Origin of the sequence: Rhizobium ecuadorense (assembly GCF_001187535.1) — a bacterium.
Taxonomy (GTDB): domain Bacteria; phylum Pseudomonadota; class Alphaproteobacteria; order Rhizobiales; family Rhizobiaceae; genus Rhizobium; species Rhizobium ecuadorense.
Window position 1 is genome coordinate 109644 of the sequence record NZ_LFIO01000947.1, and the last position, 17521, is coordinate 127164.

Annotated in this window: 18 protein-coding genes; 8 read left to right on the plus strand and 10 right to left on the minus strand. The window is 63.4% G+C overall.

Features of this window, described 5'->3' with window-relative positions:
• Positions 1-17 precede the first annotated feature (17 nt).
• The 3 genes from AF337_RS17200 to AF337_RS17210 all read right to left on the minus strand — a co-directional run bounded on the left by AF337_RS17200 (position 18) and on the right by AF337_RS17210 (position 2406).
• Entirely contained in the window at positions 18-722 is a 705-nt protein-coding gene (locus AF337_RS17200) for an ABC transporter permease (RefSeq protein WP_049733004.1), read from the minus strand.
• Between the two features lie 10 nt (positions 723-732).
• Positions 733-1458, minus strand: coding sequence for an ABC transporter permease (locus tag AF337_RS17205; protein WP_049733005.1), 726 nt, complete (start codon positions 1456-1458; stop codon positions 733-735).
• Between the two features lie 105 nt (positions 1459-1563).
• Entirely contained in the window at positions 1564-2406 is an 843-nt protein-coding gene (locus AF337_RS17210; RefSeq protein ID WP_049733006.1) for a transporter substrate-binding domain-containing protein, read from the minus strand.
• 194 nt (positions 2407-2600) lie between these two features.
• Here AF337_RS17210 and hutC (AF337_RS17215) point away from each other — a divergent pair, with 194 nt between their 5' ends.
• Positions 2601-3356 (plus strand): histidine utilization transcriptional repressor HutC, encoded by a 756-nt coding sequence (gene hutC / locus AF337_RS17215; protein WP_049733007.1) that lies wholly within the window; start codon positions 2601-2603, stop codon positions 3354-3356.
• Between the two features lie 33 nt (positions 3357-3389).
• On the opposite strand, the gene hutC (AF337_RS17220) is transcribed toward hutC (AF337_RS17215), so the two are convergent.
• Positions 3390-4112: a histidine utilization transcriptional repressor HutC gene (gene hutC, locus AF337_RS17220; protein WP_049733008.1), complete on the minus strand. Its 723-nt coding sequence runs from the start codon at positions 4110-4112 to the stop codon at positions 3390-3392.
• Between the two features lie 61 nt (positions 4113-4173).
• A complete protein-coding gene (locus AF337_RS17225; protein WP_049733009.1) occupies positions 4174-5520 on the minus strand; it encodes a formimidoylglutamate deiminase in 1347 nt (448 codons plus the stop codon).
• A gap of 122 nt (positions 5521-5642) precedes the next feature.
• Here AF337_RS17225 and hutI point away from each other — a divergent pair, with 122 nt between their 5' ends.
• The 6 genes from hutI to AF337_RS17255 all read left to right on the plus strand — a co-directional run bounded on the left by hutI (position 5643) and on the right by AF337_RS17255 (position 12472).
• Entirely contained in the window at positions 5643-6905 is a 1263-nt protein-coding gene (hutI, locus tag AF337_RS17230; protein ID WP_049733010.1) for an imidazolonepropionase, read from the plus strand.
• Positions 6902-8437: a histidine ammonia-lyase gene (hutH, locus tag AF337_RS17235; RefSeq protein WP_049733011.1), complete on the plus strand. Its 1536-nt coding sequence runs from the start codon at positions 6902-6904 to the stop codon at positions 8435-8437. The genes hutI and hutH overlap by 4 nt, the downstream gene beginning before the upstream one ends.
• A gap of 154 nt (positions 8438-8591) precedes the next feature.
• The gene (gene hutG / locus AF337_RS17240; protein WP_049733012.1) at positions 8592-9398 is read left to right on the plus strand and encodes an N-formylglutamate deformylase; all 807 of its coding nucleotides are present in this window, start codon (positions 8592-8594) and stop codon (positions 9396-9398) included.
• Positions 9399-9414: 16 nt separating this feature from the next.
• Positions 9415-11088: a urocanate hydratase gene (gene hutU / locus AF337_RS17245; RefSeq protein WP_049733013.1), complete on the plus strand. Its 1674-nt coding sequence runs from the start codon at positions 9415-9417 to the stop codon at positions 11086-11088.
• Positions 11089-11093: 5 nt separating this feature from the next.
• Positions 11094-11669 (plus strand): HutD/Ves family protein, encoded by a 576-nt coding sequence (locus AF337_RS17250; protein WP_049733014.1) that lies wholly within the window; start codon positions 11094-11096, stop codon positions 11667-11669.
• Positions 11670-11842: 173 nt separating this feature from the next.
• Positions 11843-12472, plus strand: a complete 630-nt coding sequence (locus AF337_RS17255) for a J domain-containing protein (protein ID WP_049733015.1) — start codon at positions 11843-11845, stop codon at positions 12470-12472.
• A gap of 15 nt (positions 12473-12487) precedes the next feature.
• Here AF337_RS17255 and AF337_RS17260 read toward each other — a convergent pair whose 3' ends face one another.
• The 5 genes from AF337_RS17260 to AF337_RS17280 form a co-directional block, all read right to left on the minus strand.
• Positions 12488-13189 (minus strand): DUF899 family protein, encoded by a 702-nt coding sequence (locus AF337_RS17260; protein WP_049733016.1) that lies wholly within the window; start codon positions 13187-13189, stop codon positions 12488-12490.
• A gap of 247 nt (positions 13190-13436) precedes the next feature.
• Positions 13437-14339, minus strand: coding sequence for an NADP-dependent oxidoreductase (locus tag AF337_RS17265; RefSeq protein WP_049733017.1), 903 nt, complete (start codon positions 14337-14339; stop codon positions 13437-13439).
• Between the two features lie 88 nt (positions 14340-14427).
• Positions 14428-14826: a DoxX family protein gene (locus tag AF337_RS17270; RefSeq protein WP_049733018.1), complete on the minus strand. Its 399-nt coding sequence runs from the start codon at positions 14824-14826 to the stop codon at positions 14428-14430.
• Positions 14827-14855: 29 nt separating this feature from the next.
• Positions 14856-15236: a glutathione S-transferase N-terminal domain-containing protein gene (locus AF337_RS17275; RefSeq protein ID WP_049733019.1), complete on the minus strand. Its 381-nt coding sequence runs from the start codon at positions 15234-15236 to the stop codon at positions 14856-14858.
• Positions 15233-16081 carry a DODA-type extradiol aromatic ring-opening family dioxygenase gene (locus tag AF337_RS17280; RefSeq protein ID WP_152971114.1) on the minus strand — a complete coding sequence of 283 codons (849 nt, stop codon included), beginning with the start codon at positions 16079-16081 and terminating at the stop codon, positions 15233-15235. Before AF337_RS17280 ends, AF337_RS17275 begins: the two co-directional genes overlap by 4 nt.
• Before the next feature lie 129 nt (positions 16082-16210).
• Between AF337_RS17280 and AF337_RS17285 the strand changes: the two genes are divergently transcribed.
• A complete protein-coding gene (locus AF337_RS17285) occupies positions 16211-17110 on the plus strand; it encodes a LysR family transcriptional regulator (protein WP_049733021.1) in 900 nt (299 codons plus the stop codon).
• Positions 17111-17521: the final 411 nt, after the last annotated feature.

The following is a 17521-nucleotide window of genomic DNA, read 5'->3' on the forward strand; positions in this document are numbered from 1 at the left end:
CAATCAGGTCAAATCGCTTATGCCTTCAGCGGCTGCGGGGCCGCGCGGCGGTGTCGGGACAGCGAATATTCGAGCAGGGCCATGCCCTGCAGGATGATGAAGTTGAGAACGAGATAGATGATCGCCGCGCAGAGGAAGACTTCCATCGTGCGGTAGGTCTGCGAGATCAGCCGCTGGGCGACGCCGGTGACCTCCCAGACGGTGACGAGGCTTGCGAGCGCCGTCGACTTCATCATCAGCACGATCTCGGTGGAATAGGCCGGCAGCGCGTGGCGGAAGGCGATCGGCGCCAGGATGCGGCGCACCAGCAGGAAGCCGGACATGCCGATCGAGCGGGCCGCCTCGATTTCCTTCGGCGAAACGGCGCGGATGCCGCCGCGGAAGATCTCCGCCGTGTAACCGGCCGTGCAGAGCGCCAGCGACAGCACGGCGCAGACCATCGGCTCGCGCAGGAACGGCCAGAGGAAAGAATAGCGGATGACGCCGAACTGGCCGAGGCCGTAGAACACCAGGAACATCTGGATCAGCAGCGGCGAGCCGCGGAAGACAAAGATATAGCCCTTGGCGAAGCCCATAAGCAGAGGGTTGCCGCTGACGCGCATCGAGACGATGACCAGCGCCAGCAGGCCGCCGAAGAAGATCGACAGAGAAAACAGGATCAGCGTCGTCGGCACCGCCTTGAGCAGCGTCACCATGGTCGAAGCGAGAAAGGTGAAGTCCATCATCGCCTCCTTACGCCTGGCCCATGGCGGATGCCGGCATGCTGCGATTGGCGCGGCGTTCGGCGCCGTTGAAGATGCGGTCGGAAAGGCTGGTCAGGATCAGATAGAGGCAGCCGCCGGCGATGAAGAACAGAAAATATTGCCGCGTCGAGCCGGCCGCGACCTGGCTGGTGCGCATCAGTTCGGCAAGGCCGGTGACGGAGATCAGTGCGGAATCCTTGAGGCTGAGCTGCCAGACATTGCCGAGGCCGGGAATGGCGAGCCGCAGCACCTGCGGCATGATGATCCGGCGAAAGCGCAGGCCGCGATGCATGCCGATCGCCGAGGCCGCTTCCAGCTCACCCTTGGAGATGGCGAGGAAGGCGCCGCGGAACACCTCCGCCTGATAGGAGCCGGAGATGATGCCGACGGCAAGCGCGCCGGCGGCAAAGGAAGGCAGGCCGAGAAAGCCTTCGTAACCCATCGCCTTGCCGATCGAGGTGACGGCCGAGGAGCCGCCGAAATAGATGAGATAGATGATCAGCAGTTCCGGAACGCCGCGAAACACTGTTGTATAGACGTTCCCCAGCGCGACGAGGAAGGGGTTGCCGGAGAGCTTCGCGCCCGCGACGAGCGCACCCAGCACCGCGCCGATCGCCAGCGCCGTCGCGGTGACGGCCAGCGTCATCAAGGCGGCGAGAATGAGCAGCGCGCCCCATCCCGTCGAGCCGAAGCCAAGCAGTTCCAAGCTTGCCATATCGTCCGTTCCCCGTCCGTGGCAGTGTTTTATGGATCGAGAATAACACGCGGTCTCCGGCGACAAAGCCGGAGACCGGCGCCTGCGGCCAAAAGGCCGAAGCGCTTACTGCTGCGGGCTGACGTCGACCTTGAACCACTTCATCGAGAGGTTCTTGACGGTGCCGTCGGCAAGCGTCGACTTGATCGCCTCGTTGAACTTGTCGCGCAGATCCGTATCGGCCTTGCGGACGCCGAGACCTTCGCCCTCGCCCCAGATCGAACCGACGATCTCCGGACCGGTGAAGTCGAGCGTGTCGTTGGCGCTCTTGAAGGCATTGGCGAAATAGACGGCGTCGTCGAAGCCGAGGTCGATGCGGCCATTCTGCAGGTCGAGGTCGCGGTCGGCACCGGTCTTGTATTCGCGGATCTCGGCGATATCGCCGAAATTGTCATAGACGAACTTGGCGTAGACGGTCGCCGCCTGGATGCCGATCGTCTTGCCCTTGAAGGCAGCCTTCAGCGCCTCGATCTCCTTCACGCCGGTCTGGCCGGGCGTCATCTTGATCGTGCCGCCGGTGCCGGCGGCTTTCGCCAGCGGGCTGTCCTTGGCGGTGGCGAAGGCGGCGGGCGTCGCAGCATAGGGAATGGTGAAGTCGATGACCTGCTTGCGCTCCTCGGTGATCGACAGCGCATCCATGATGACGTCGAACTTGCCGGCATTGAGCGCCGGGATCATGCCGTCCCAATCGGAAGCAACCAGCGTGCATTCGATCTTGGCGCGTTCGCACAGCACCTTGGCAAGCTCCGGCTCGAAGCCGCCGAGCGTGCCGTCGGCATTGGTCAGGTTCCACGGCGCATAGGCGCCTTCGAGCGTGATGGTCGCCTTCGTCCAGTCCTTGGCGAAGGCGGGAGCGGCAAAGGCGGAAAGAGCGGCGACGCCGCAAAACAGGATTGTGCTGAATTTCATTGATGAATTCTCCTCTGGAGTTGAAACAGACCTTGCGGCGCCACGCCGATCTTCGCCGGCTTGCCCTTTCCGTCCTATTTCTGTGTCCAGGACCGATTGGGAGGTTGTATATGGTACCATATGAGATATTTTGTGATATGCAAGAGGAAAGTCGGTTTATGTGGCGAATTCCATTCGTGCAAAAGGAATAGGCAATGAAGCGTTCCGGGGAGATGAAGCGCGAGCTGGCGGAAAATGATAGCACGCCGCTTTACGCCAGCGTCAAGCAGGTGATCCTCGACCGCATCCACAGCGGCGAATGGCCGCCGAAATACCGCGTGCCGTCGGAAAACGAGCTGGTCGTCGAACTCGGCGTCAGCAAGATGACCGCCAACCGGGCACTGCGCGAACTTGCCAATGAAGGCGAGCTCGTCCGCATCCAGGGTGTCGGCTCCTTCGTCGCCGAGCGCAAGGGCTATTCGGCGCTGTTCGAGGTGCGCAACATCGCCGAGGAAATCGCCGAACGCGGCCATGCCCACGAGGCCTCCGTCGTCGTTCTTGCCCAGGAAACGGCCTCTCCTGAGATCGCCGACGCGCTCGAACTGGCAATCGGCGCGGCGGTCTTCCATTCGCTGATCGTGCATAGCGAAAACGGCGTTCCGGTGCAGATCGAGGACCGTTTCGTCCATCCGGAGGCCGCGCCCGAATATCTCGATCAGGATTTCACCACCCTGACGCCGAACGCTTATCTGACGGCCGCCGCCCCGCTCAGCGGCTCCGAACACGTCGTCGAGGCGGCGATGCCGCAGGCCTGGGAATGCAAACTCCTGACTATCCTGAAGACCGAACCATGCCTGACGATCCGCCGGCGCACATGGTCGGCAAAACAGGTGGTCTCCACAGCCCGCCTCGTCTATCCCGGCTATCGCTACCGGCTCGAAGCGCGCAGCGGCAAGATGTTCGAGGAATGAAAACAGCCGCCATGTTGTATATGGAACATGGGATTATTGCGATGCCGGCGTGAAACGCGCCACCAGCGCGTGACGATCGCCGGGATAAGTGAAGCGCACATGCGTCACCGGGCCGGCGCCGCTCCAGGTGCGGCGTTCGACCACCAGACAGGCAGTGTTGCGGGCGATATCGAGTGCGGCGGCGACCTCGGCACCGGCGGAGACGGCGTGGATCCGGTGTTCGGCGGTGCTCCATGGCACCTGGTTGAGCAGCCACGGTCCCGGCGCCATCGTCAGGAAATCGGCATCGGCGGCCTCAGGCACGGTCGCCAGGCTGATCAGCCGCTCCTCCAGGCAGAAGGGCCGTGCGCCGGCATTGTGGATGCAGACGACCTCGACGACCGAGGACGCCACCGGCAGTTCCAGCCGGCGGCTATCCTCCGCCTTGGCCTTGCGGCTCGCCTTCTTCGCGACGGTATAGGAATAGGGCAGGCTCAGCGACTGCACCTCGGCCTTGATGTCGTGGATCTCCAGAACCGCCGATTGCGCCTGCGGCTGGGTGACGAAGCTGCCGGATTTCTTGCGACGCTCGATGAGTCCGGCCTTGGCGAGCTGGGTCAGCACCTTGTTCACCGTCATGCGCGAGACGTCATACTGCGTGGCGAGATCGACTTCGAAGGGAATACGGTGCCCCGGCGGCCATTCGCCCGAGACGATACGGCCCTCGATCTCGCCGAGGATGCGCTGGTGCAAGGTGGGATCCCTGCTCTGATTCATCGCCACGTTCCGATTGGTTTCCCGATCTAGTCCGAATGCCCCGCTCATGAAAAGCGCTTTTTCAGGCAGCCAGCAATTCCCCCATCGCGGCGAGGAAACGCCGGTCGATGGCATCGCGCTTGAGATGACGGCCGTCCGCCACCTGCTTGCGGCCACGCGCCCAGACGCAATCGACGGAAACGCCGCCGGCAAACAGCCAATGATCGAGGATCTGATCGCCGGAGAGATAGGGAACGGCTGACATATCGAGCGAAACGAGATCGGCGGAATGGCCCTCGGCAAGGCCGGCTGGGGCTTTGAGCGCCGCACCGCCGCCGGCAAGCGCCTGGTTGAACAGGCAAAGCGCCGTCGATCCGCCGGGGGCTGCGACGACATTGCGGGCACGCAGCGCCAGGCGCTGCGAATATTCGAGCTGGCGCAGCTCCTCCGGTACGGAGATCAGCACGTTGGAATCCGAACCGATGCCATATCGTCCGCCCTCTTCGAGGAAAAGCGGCGCGGCAAAGGCGCCGTCGCCGAGATTGGCTTCGGTGATCGGGCAGAGGCCGGCGATCGCGCCGCTTTTGGCCATCCGCCGCGTCTCGTCCTCGGTCATGTGCGTTGCATGGATCAGGCACCAGCGCTCATCCACCGGCATATGATCGAGCAGCCATTGCACCGGCCGCGCGCCCGACCAGGCGACGCAGTCCTCGACCTCCTTCACCTGCTCGGCGACATGGATATGGATCGGGCCGTCGCCCGCCATCGGCACGACCCTATCCAGTTCCTCCGGGGTTGCGGCGCGCAGGCTGTGCGGCGCCAGCCCGAGTTCGGCGCCGTCGAGCCGGCCGGTCACTCCACGGCATCCCTCCATCAGCCTTTCGAAGCTTTCGAGCGAATTGATGAAACGCCGCTGGCCGTCGATCGGCTGAGCGCCGCCGAAGCCGGAATGGGCATAAAAGACGGGCAGCAAGGTCAGGCCGATGCCGGTCTCCTGGCTCGCCGCGCCGATACGTTCGGCAAGCTCGGCGATATTGGCATAAGCGCCGCCGTCCCTGTCGTGATGGAGATAGTGGAACTCGCCGACGCGGGAAAAACCTGCCTCCAGCATTTCCGCATAAAGCTTGGCGGCGACCGCCTCGACATGTTCAGGCGTCATCGCCAAAGCGAATTTGTACATGACCGTGCGCCAGCTCCAGAAGCTGTCGTTTGCCGGACCGCGCACTTCGGCAAGACCGGCCATTGCCCGCTGGAAGGCATGGCTGTGCAGGTTGCCCATGGCCGGAACGATCAGGGCGTGGCGTTCATCGCCGGGCGCGGCGGCAACGCCCACCTCGACCCGGGCGATACGCCCGGCTTCGAGCGTCAGCCGCACATCCTTCTGCCAGCCTTGCGGCGTCAGAGCAGTGCCTGCGTGAAGTATGGTCATGGCCTTTTCTCCCCTTCTGCCGCGCCGCCGATCTTTCTTTTCCAGAAGAGCGCGCAAAATTTCTCTTGTCACCTGCTTATTATGTATATACATGTTTCGGCATAAGGAAAGGCGCAAAGCTGATGACCGGGAACAATTTTTCAGAAGGCACCGCATCCGCCGAGGTCAGGCCGGCACTGTGGCGCAATGCGCGCCTGGCGACGCTCGCGCCTGAGAAGGAAGGGCTCGGCATCGTCGAGAAGGGCGCCGTTCTGATCGAAAACGGCCGCATCGCCTTTTCAGGCGCCGAAAGCGACCTGCCGGCCTCCGCCATCGAACATTCCGACATCGTCGACCTCGAAGGCCGCTGGGTCACTCCAGGCCTCGTCGATTGCCACACCCATATCGTTCACGGCGGCAATCGCGCCCGCGAGTTCGAAATGCGCCTTGAAGGCGCGACTTATGAGGAGATTGCGCGGGCCGGCGGCGGCATCGTCTCCTCTGTGCAGGCGACCAATGCGCTGTCGGTCGAGGAACTCGTCAGCGCGGCGCTGCCGCGGCTCGATACGCTGCTTGCCGAAGGCGTGACGACAATCGAGATCAAATCCGGCTACGGGCTGAACCGAAGCGGCGAAGTGAAGATGCTGCAGAGCGCCCGCCTGCTCGGCCATGTCAGGCCGGTCCGCGTCGCCACCAGCTATCTCGGCGCCCATGCCACACCTGTCGACTATAAGGGCCGCAACAGCGACTATCTCGACGATGTCGTGCTGCCCGGCCTCGACGACATGTATAATCTCGGCCTTGCCGATGCCGTCGACGGCTTCTGCGAAGGCATCGCCTTTTCGACAGCCGAGATCGCCCGCGTCTTCGACAAGGCCAAGGCGCTCGGCCTGCCGGTCAAGCTGCATGCCGAACAGCTCTCCAATCTCGGCGGCGCCAAGCTGGCCGCCGCCTATGGCGCGCTTTCCGCCGATCATCTCGAATATCTCGACGAGGAAGGCGTTGCCGCACTGGCCGCGTCCGGCACCGTCGCCGTGCTGCTGCCCGGCGCCTTCTACGCCATCCATGAAAAGCAGAAGCCGCCGGTGGAAGCGCTGCGCCGGGCCGGCGTGCCGATCGCGATCGCCACCGATTGCAATCCCGGCACCTCGCCGCTCACTTCGATGCTGCTCACCATGAACATGTCGGCGACGCTGTTCGGCCTCACCGTCGAGGAATGCATCGCCGGCGCCACCCGCGAAGGTGCGCGCGCGCTCGGCCTCATCGGCGAGACCGGAACGCTCGAAGCCGGCAAATCCGCCGATCTCGCCGTCTGGAATATCGAGAGCCTTGCCGAGCTCGTCTACCGCATCGGCTTCAACCCACTTCACGCACGCGTCTTCAAGGGCGAAAGGAACGGTCGATGACCATCACGCTCCACCCGGGCTCCGTCTCGCTCAAGGATCTCGAAATCATCTATTGGACGGGGGAGCCGGCAAGACTCGACCCATCCTTCGATGCCGGTATCGCCAAGGCCGCCGCCCGCATCGCCGAGATCGCCGCCGGCAATGCGCCGGTCTATGGCATCAATACCGGTTTCGGCAAACTTGCCTCGATCAAGATCGACAGCGCCGACGTCGCCACGCTGCAGCGCAATCTCATCCTGTCGCATTGCTGCGGCATCGGCGCGCCGCTGCCGGAAAATATCGTCCGGCTGATCATGGCGCTGAAGCTGGTCTCGCTCGGGCGCGGCGCCTCCGGCGTGCGGCTGGAGCTGGTGCGGCTGATCGAAGGCATGCTGGAGAAGGGCGTCATCCCGCTGATCCCGGAAAAGGGCTCGGTCGGCGCCTCCGGCGATCTGGCGCCGCTCGCCCATATGGCCGCGGTGATGATGGGCGAGGCCGAAGCCTTCTTCGCCGGCGAACGTCTGCCTGGTGCCGCAGCCCTCAAGAGAGCCGGGCTGAAACCGGTCGTGCTCGCCGCCAAGGAGGGCCTGGCGCTGATCAACGGCACGCAGACCTCGACGGCGCTGGCGCTGGCCGGCCTTTTCCGCGCCCATCGCGCCGCCCAGGCGGCGCTGATCACCGGCGCCATGTCCACCGATGCCGCCATGGGCTCTTCGGCGCCATTCCATCCGGATATTCACACCCTGCGCGGCCATAAGGGTCAGATCGACACAGCCTCCGCCTTGCGCGCCCTGCTCGAACGATCGGTCATTCGCCAGAGCCATATCGAAGGCGACGAGCGCGTGCAGGATCCCTATTGCATCCGCTGCCAGCCGCAGGTCGACGGTGCCTGCCTCGATCTCTTGCGCTCGGTCGCCCGCACGCTCGAAATCGAGGCCAATGCGGTCACCGACAATCCGCTGGTACTCTCGGACAATTCCGTCGTCTCCGGCGGCAATTTCCACGCCGAACCCGTCGCCTTCGCCGCCGACCAGATCGCGCTTGCCGTCTGCGAGATCGGCGCCATCTCGCAGCGCCGCATCGCGCTGCTGGTCGACCCGGTGCTGTCCTACGGCCTGCCGGCCTTCCTCGCCAAGAAGCCGGGCCTGAATTCCGGCCTGATGATCGCCGAGGTCACCTCGGCAGCGCTGATGTCGGAGAACAAGCAGATGTCGCACCCGGCCTCGGTCGATTCGACGCCGACCTCGGCCAACCAGGAAGACCATGTCTCCATGGCCTGCCACGGTGCTCGCCGTCTGCTCGGGATGACCGAGAACCTGTTCGGCATCATCGGCATCGAGGCGCTGACCGCCGCGCAAGGCGTCGAACTGCGCGCGCCGCTGTCGACCAGCCCCGAGCTTCTAAAGGCGATCGCCGCGATCCGCAGCCAGGTGCCGAGCCTCGACAGCGACCGTTACATGGCGGGCGACCTCGCCGCCGCGGCTGAGCTGGTGGCGACGGGTGCGCTGAACGCCGCCGTTTCATCGGGCATTCTGCCGGTTTTGGAGGGCTGATCGTGATGATGAAAAAAGTCCCCTCCCCAACCCCTCCCCACAAGGGGGAGAGGCTTAACCTGTGGCCCTCGCAGCGGTCATTCTTGAGCACAGAACGTAAGGCTGGCTCTAGCCCCTCCCCCTTGTGGGGAGGGGTTGAGGAGGGGTTTTTGCCATGAGCACTCCCATCGTCGAACTCCGTCGGGGCACCTCCCCCGTCATCCTCGCCTTCCCCCACACCGGAACCGAGGTGCCGGCGGAGATTGCCGGCCGGCTCAACGACAACGGCCAAATCCTGGCCGATACCGACTGGCACATCCACCAGCTCTATGACGGCCTGCTCGATGACGTCACGACCGTACGTGCCACCTTCCACCGCTATGTGATCGATGCCAACCGCGATCCGGCCGGCGTCAGCCTCTATCCCGGCCAGAACACCACCGGCCTCGTCCCGGAAACGGACTTCGACGGCAAGGCGATCTGGAAGGATGGGAAGGCGCCTGACGAGGCCGATATCGCGGCGCGGCTCAGGGATTTCCATGCGCCTTATCACGCCGCCCTTGCCGCCGAGATCGAGCGCGTCAGGGCGATCCACGGCGTGGCGATCCTTTACGATTGCCACTCGATCCGCTCGCATATTCCCTTCCTCTTCGAAGGCAAGCTGCCGGATTTCAATATCGGCACCGATATGGGCAAGACCTGCGACGGCGCCATCGAGCAGGCGACGCTGACCGTCGTCGAAGCCGCGGAAGGCTATGACAGCGTGCTCAACGGCCGCTTCAAGGGCGGCTGGACGACCCGCCATTATGGCCGGCCGGAGACCGGTGTGCATGCGATCCAGATGGAGCTTGCGCAGTCGACGCATCTCAAGACCGAGACGCCGCCCTTTGCCTACGACACCGCGAGGGCAGACCGACTTCGCGTCCATCTCAGAGACATTCTGGTGCGCATCGAACAGATCGCACCAGGCCTGAAACGATAACGACAGGGGAACCGCCATGACCAATCCACGTCACAATATCCGTGAAATCCGCGCGCCCCGCGGCAACGATCTCAATGCCAAGAGCTGGATGACCGAAGCGCCGTTGCGCATGCTGATGAACAATCTCGACCCCGATGTCGCCGAAAATCCGAACGAGCTCGTCGTTTACGGCGGCATCGGCCGCGCCGCCCGCACCTGGGAGGATTTCGACCGCATCGTCGCGACGCTGAAGACGCTGACGGAAGAAGAAACGCTGCTCGTCCAGTCCGGCAAGCCGGTCGGCGTGTTCCGCACCCACAAGGATGCGCCGCGGGTGCTGATCGCCAATTCCAACCTGGTGCCGCATTGGGCGACCTGGGATCATTTCAACGAGCTGGATAAGAAGGGCCTTGCCATGTACGGCCAGATGACGGCCGGCTCGTGGATCTATATCGGCACGCAAGGCATCGTGCAGGGCACCTACGAGACTTTCGTCGAGGCCGGCCGCCAGCACTACGGCGGCAATCTCAAGGGCAAATGGATCCTGACCGGCGGCCTCGGCGGCATGGGCGGCGCCCAGCCGCTGGCTGCCGTCATGGCCGGCGCCTGCTGCCTCGCCGTCGAATGCAATCCGGACTCGATCGATTTCCGCCTACGCACCCGCTATCTCGACGCCAAGGCCGAGACGCTCGACGAGGCGCTGGAGATGATCGACCGCTGGACCAAGGCTGGCGAAGCGAAATCCGTCGGGCTGCTCGGCAATGCCGCCGAAATCCTGCCGGAAATGGTCCGCCGCGGCATCCGCCCCGACATGGTCACCGACCAGACCTCGGCGCACGACCCGATCAACGGCTACCTGCCGAAGGGCTGGACGATGGCCGAATGGAAGGCCAAGCGCGAGAGCGATCCCAAGGCGGTGGAAAAAGCGGCACGCGCCTCGATGCGCGAGCATGTCGAAGCGATGATCGCTTTCTGGAATGCCGGCATTCCGACCCTCGACTACGGCAACAATATCCGCCAGGTCGCCAAGGAAGAAGGCTTGGAAAACGCCTTCGCCTTCCCAGGCTTCGTGCCGGCCTATATAAGACCGCTGTTCTGCCGCGGCATCGGCCCCTTCCGCTGGGCGGCCCTCTCAGGCGACCCGGAGGATATCTACAAGACCGATGCCAAGGTGAGGGAACTGACCCCCGGCAATACCCACCTGCACAACTGGCTCGACATGGCCAGGGAGCGCATCGCCTTCCAGGGCCTGCCGGCGCGCATTTGCTGGGTCGGTCTCGGCGACCGTCACCGCCTGGCTCTGGCCTTCAATGAAATGGTCAGGAACGGCGAGCTTTCGGCTCCGATCGTCATCGGCCGCGATCACCTCGATTCCGGTTCCGTCGCCTCGCCGAACCGCGAAACCGAAGCGATGAAGGACGGCTCGGACGCCGTCTCCGACTGGCCGCTGCTGAACGCCCTGCTCAACACCGCCTCGGGCGCCACCTGGGTATCGCTGCATCACGGCGGCGGCGTCGGCATGGGCTTCTCTCAGCACTCGGGCGTCGTCATCTGCGCCGATGGTACCGACGATGCGGCAAAGCGCCTCGAGCGGGTGCTCTGGAACGACCCGGCGACCGGCGTCATGCGCCACGCCGATGCCGGCTACGACATCGCCCTCGACTGCGCCCGGGACAAGGGCCTGCGCCTGCCCGGCATTCTCGGGAACTGAGACCGTTGAGGATCCTGCGCGCTGCCGATCACAAGCGCATGCCGTGGAAAAACGGCGGCGGCGAAACGGTGGAGATCGCCGTTTCGCCCGAAGAGGCCGGCCTTGCCGGCTTCGACTGGCGCGTCAGCATGGCGACCGTCGCAGCCGACGGGCCGTTCTCGATCTTTCCCGGCATCGACCGAACGCTGGTGATTCTCGACGGCAACGGCATGGCGCTCGACATCGAAGGCAAAACGCCCGAGCTGCTGACGACGGCGAGCGATCCGCTCGCCTTCCCGGCGGATATCCCGGTCGCCGCCAGGCTCCAGGACGGCGCGATCACCGATCTCAACGTCATGACCCGCCGCGACGGGCTCGTCCACACGCTGGTTCGGATCGACATCGATGGCGGCAGGATCGTACCGCTGACGTCGTCGACATGCCTGCTTCTCTGCCACCATGGTGGCCTGTCGTTCCGGCAGGGCGACGAGACCGGCACGCTTGCATCAGGCGATGCGCTGCTGATGACGGATGCGGTGGGAACCGAAGTCGAAATCGATGGCAAGGCAATCTGTTATCTTGCTTCGATCGCCACCGGCTGATCTTAGCGCAACCGCTTGAAAAAATTGGACAATCGAAAAACGGCGCGGGCATTCGCGCGAACCGTTGCTTTTTCGGGCCATGGACGTCATTCCTGCTTTCGGTCTAAACTTCGCCTTTCTGATGCAGAAGAAGACCTAGACTGCCCACCACGTTGGGTAGCAAGGGAGCAGGCGTGACGGATCCATACGATATTCTCGGCGTTGAACGCGATGCGAACGAGACGCAGCTGAAGGCCGCCTATCGGCGTCTGGCCAAGGTCGCCCACCCCGATTCGGGCGGGGATACAGACGCTTTCGACACTTTGCAGAAGGCCTATGGGCTGCTTCTCGATCCCGTCCGCCGCAAGGTTTATGACGATACCGGCTATGACGTCGAACTCGCCGACGCCGCCGAGTTGCAGGCGCTCGTCATGATCGAGAAGCTCGTCACCGACGCAGTGCTCGACGAGCGCGTGCCTGGAAGTTTCGATCCCGTCGCCGTCATGCAGGAAAGCCTTTCGGAGGAACTGCGCAAGGCCCGGTTCAGCAAGAGCGAGCTGGAACGCCACGCCTCGCGCATCGGCCTGCATCTGGAACGGCTCGAAAAACAGTCCGGCCGCGATGTGCTCGCGCACATGTTCCGCGCTCGCATCGAAGCCATCGGCAAGGCGGTTGCGGAAACCGAGGCGAAGATCAAGGCAGCGGAACGCGCCGCCGACATGCTCGCCGGCTATGTCTACGACGTCGATCCGACACCGCTGCCGGAGGCCGCAGTCGCCAACCTCGAATGGATCGAAACGTCGAGAAACCGATCCACAGGCTGACGAAGCGATATGCCATCAATAGGACAGCTTCGGATACCAGTCCGGCGCCCGGCCTTCCGGCGTTGAATCCAGCACGGTCCAGAGCGGCATCAGATCGGGCGCGCCGCGCGGGTCCTCGCCGGGATCGGAGGTGACGTCGCCCATTTCCTGGCTCCAGAAGTGGCGGATGGTCCCGTCGCGCCGCGTGAAGACGTTGAAGGCAGCGCCATCGCCGCCGTCCCTGCCGACCGCGTGATAATCACGGCTGTATTCATCGGTCAGGTCGGAATAGAGCGGCAGGTGATGCCAGCCGCGCTCCTTCTTGAAGGCGAGCAGCTTTCCGATCGGCGAGCGGGCAACGACCGCAAGGGCGGCGCGCTGCTGGATGTCGGGCACTTCGCCGTCCCAGGCCGACAGCAGCGAGGTGCACATCGGGCACGGGCGCTCGCGCTGGGGGCCGAACATGTAGCTGTAGACGATCAGCGTCTGCTTATCCGCGAAGAGTTCGGTGAGCGAGATCGGCCCGCCGGCGCCTTCGAAGCGATAATCCTTCTTGACTTCGCCGCCCGGCGGCAGCGCCCGCCGCTGCCTCGCGACACGCTCGATGTGCCGGCGCAATTCGATCTCTTCGGCGAGCAGCGCGTCGCGGGCGCTACGATATTCCTCGGTCTCATTGGGAAACCGGACGCCATTCTTTGCCGCAAGCACGGCTGCGGGGACCAGATGCTGGTTATCCATGACATGTCCTCCTTCTGTTGCCGCGCGTCTCTGACGCGCCCAAGGACGCGCTGAAGCCGCAAAGGGAATTCTAGCACATCGTTGGCATGACGATTGGAGGATGCGAAAATCGACAAGGGCGACGGGAAAAATCCGCCTTTGAGGAGCAGCGGAACAGAAAAACTGCACAAGCGGCCGAGACGGCCGGCATGAAGAACCTCATGCCGGTCGATGGGGTTAACGCGGCGCGGGGCCGCGTCTCTGTCTTTCAGTGTTTGAGAACGACCTTCCCGGGAGCACCTGCCGCAACCGCGTTCTGGGCAAGGCCGACCTGCTCCAGGGTGAAGGTGTGGGAAATCGGGATCACCAGCTCACCGCTGGCGGCGGACGCCAGAATAGCGTCGAGCATGGCCGCGTCGGTGCGATGGTAGAGTTCACGGACGATAACGCGGCCTGCGGCATTGGCGCCTTCCGGCACCGGAACGATGCTCGCAATCGCGCCACCGTCGCGGACATGACCGATGAGGTTGCCGGCCACCGGGCCGGCCGTGCTGATCGCATAGTTGAAGCTCGGGCTTGCGGCGGCAACCGTGATGTCGAGCGCTTCGCCCGCCAGCCCCCGGCCTTCGTTCAGGCGCTCGGGCCGGACGCCGGCAACCGGCTGGGCGCCGATCTGCTTGAGGTATTGGATGGCGGACCGTCCGACCGTGCCGAGGCCGCCGGAAACCAGAACCCGGTCGCCGGCCTTGACGCCGAGCGCTTCGACGGTCTGCCGGCCGGTAAGACCTGCCTTGACCAGCGAGGCGCCCTGCTCGAAGCCGAGTGCGGCGGGCAGCCTTGCGATGGATGTCGAGGCAACGACACCATACTCTGCATGGGCGCCTTTGCCGTTTGCGGCAAAATCGGCGACGACCCGCTCGCCGACCGCAAAACCGGTCACGCCTTCGCCGAGGGCCGAGATGGTGCCGGCGGCGTCACCGCCGAGCACCGCCGGCAGCGGAAGCGGGATATACTGGGCCATGAAGCCCTGGCGGAGAATGAGATCGAAAGGGTTGACGGCGGATGCCTCGATCTTGATCAGGACTTCGCCCGGTCCGGGCTTCGGCGCCGGAAGGTCCGCGATTTCGAACTGGTCGACATCACCGTAGGATTTGAGAAGTGCCGCTTTCATGGCGTCTCCAGAATTTCAGCGTTTCGTTGCGCCTATGCCCAACTGCCGCCCGGCAGCCGGGCATAGGCGATTTCCGGATGGCGCCGTCTCAGGCCGTGGCGGGACGACGCGTGTTGTCGAGCGTCCAGGCTCCGCCGCCGGCAAAGGCGATGTAGAGAAAGATGAAGCAGAACAGGATGGCGCCTTCACCCATGTTCAGCGCGGGCCAGAAGCCATACGGCATGTGGCCCATGAAATAGGCGGCAGCCATTTCGCCCGAAGCGATGAATGCGGCGATGCGCGTTTGAAATCCGACGAGCATCAGAGCAGAGGTGATCACCTCGATTGCGCCTGCAACCAGCAGGAGGGCGGGCAGCGGATAGGGTACGCCTTGAATCGGACCCGGAAACTGCAGAAACTTCATGGTGGCATGTTCGAGGAAGAGTAGGGCCGCCATGATGCGCAGAAGTGCGAGCACGTATGGCGTCCATTTGCCGGTATTGATCATCGAGTTTCTCCAAAGAGGTTGATGGGAGGTCAGGCGGCGGAGGCCACCTTCTTCAGTTCCTGGTTTTCTTTCCAGAGCTTCATCGACATGGCGAAGACCCCATCGACATAGTTCCGGTAAACCGTCATGCCCGCCGGATCGCGGCCGGCCTTCGCTGCGAAAAATGCAATGATATCGTCGGATTCGGTGACGTAGCGGCCGGGCTCGAGCTGTGCCGAAGGAAAGCTCACTCTGTCGAGATGCGGCGACAGCTCCGCCCGGATCTTCTCCTCCTGCTCGGTTCCAGGAACGAAGTCGCGGCTTTCCACGTCCGATGCCAGACCCGATTCCAGAAGGAAGAGGCGAACCTTGAGGCAGAAGGGGCAGTTTTCCTTGAGGTAGACGATCGGCTTGAAGGTTTCGCTGGTCATTGCGCATCTCCATGTGATTGAGGGGTCGAGGGCACGCGGCCGAAACGGAAGCTCGATGCGGTGAGCCCGCCGGCAAAGTCCTTCTGGTGATAGGTGGTGGCGCCGGCTTCGTTCTCGGCGGCGCCGACCACCACCATCAGCGGGATGAGATGGTCTTCGCGCGGATGCGCCGCCCGCGCGGCCGGCGCCTGCTGCCATTCGAGCAGCCGCTCGGTGCGCTTGTCGCAGGCCGTGTGAACCAGCGTTTCCTGAAGCCAGGCGTCGAAGCGGCGGGACGGCTCATATCCGCCCGTGCCGCGCATCGCCGAAAGGTTGTGATAGCTGAGACCGCTGCCGATGATCAGGACGCCCTCGTCACGCAACGGCGCAAGTGCCCGGCCGACGCTGATGTGCAGCGTCGGATCGTAACCCGCATCCAGCGAAAGCTGCACAACGGGGATGTTCTCTTCCGGATAGAGCGGCTTCATGATGCTGAAAGTGCCGTGATCGTAACCGCGGGTCGGATCGAGCACCGCTTCGATGCCGCTCGCCCGCAGCAGATGCCGCACGCGGTTTGCGAGATCGGGCGAACCGGGGGCATTGTAGGTGATGTGATAGAGGTGTTCGGGAAAGCCGGAATAATCGTAGACCATGCCCGGCTTGACCCCCGACGATATGGCAAAACCATCCTCTTCCCAGTGACCCGAGACCACGAGGATCGCCTTCGGCGCATCACCGAGTTCGGCGCGCATGTCGACCAGCGACTGTTCGAGCACATCGAAGTTGCGGCGGAATTCGCCCGTCATATAGGGCCAGGGGCCGCCGCCATGGCTGACGAAATAGGTCGGGAGTCTGGAATTTGTCACCGGAATTGTCCTTCGCATCATTGCCATGAGCATTGGGGGCGGCACTTCGATGGGAAGATTTTGATTTTTTCTCTGTTATTGATCAATGTGGCGGATATTGAAGAACCATTTCCTGGATGTTGATGATCAATGGATACGTTGACGAGCCTGCGGGTGTTCTGCACCGTCGCCGAACTGAAAAGCTTCACCGCTGCCGCCGATCGCCTTGGCGTCTCACCGGCAATGGCGAGCAAGCATGTGATGCAGCTCGAGAACCGGCTGGGGACGCGGCTGCTCAACCGAACCAGCCGCCATGTCAGCCTGACGGAGACCGGGCGGCTTTATTTCAACCAAACCAGGGAGATGCTCGAACGGCTGGACGAGGTGGAAGACGCCATCGGCAATGTGACGGTGGCGCCCCGCGGTACCCTGAAATTGAGTGCGCCGGTTTGGGCGGCAACCGGCTATTTTACAGACATGCTGGCAGCCTATAACCGGCGCTACCCCGATGTCTGCCTGGACTTGGATCTCAGCGGCCGGCTGGTGAACCTGGTTGACGAAGGTTTCGATCTTGCGCTGCGGGCAACGTCGCAGGACCGGCTCGATCCCGGTCTCGTCGCCCGCCCACTGACGAATGTGCAGTTTCGTCTCATGGCCTCACCGGATTACCTCGCGCGAACCGGGCGGCCTCAAAACGTCGCCGAACTCAACGGCCATGCATTGCTTCGCTACTCCGGCGTCAACCTCGGGGCAAGCATGTCGCTGGAAGGTCCTGACGGACCACACAAGATCACCTTCCGCACCGTGATGCTCAGCGACAATGAGACAATTATGCATCTCGCGGCCCTGCGCGGCATGGGCCTGGCCTTCCTGCCGGCATGGATGGCCGAGCAGGATATCGAAGCCGGCCGCCTGGAAATCGTGCTTCCCGCCATCACACTCGGTTTCAACAGCACACTTTACGCCGTCTATCCGAGCCGCAAATATCTCTCCGCCAAGGTCCGCACCTTCATCGACTTTCTGACGGCGAGCACCCGGGAGATGGGATAATCCTGCTCAGCGAGAAAACGGCGGGGCGAAAAAAATCCCACTTCGGAATCCCGAAATCCCCCCGCTTCGGGATTCCGAAATCCGACGCGTTTTCAGCGTCGTCGCCGCAGGAAAATATGCAGCGATTTCAAAGGTGCAGCCAATTTCGGGATTCCGAAGTGCTATATAGAGTATGGTGGGAGTTGATCCCCATCGCACCAGCATGAACCCAAGGCCGTTAGAGCCTTTCCTGGTTAGATTGAAGCATTCTGCCGGAGCAGGTTTTCGTCAGGGCAGAGGCGATTGGCGAAGGGCATACCCCTTGGTACGTCCGAGCCGATCGCCTCTGATCCTGGCGGAAAGATGCCCGGCCCTTTGGGTTGGCTGAAACGGGCCGGCTGATCGACCGGCCGGCTTGGCCGTAGAGCTGGG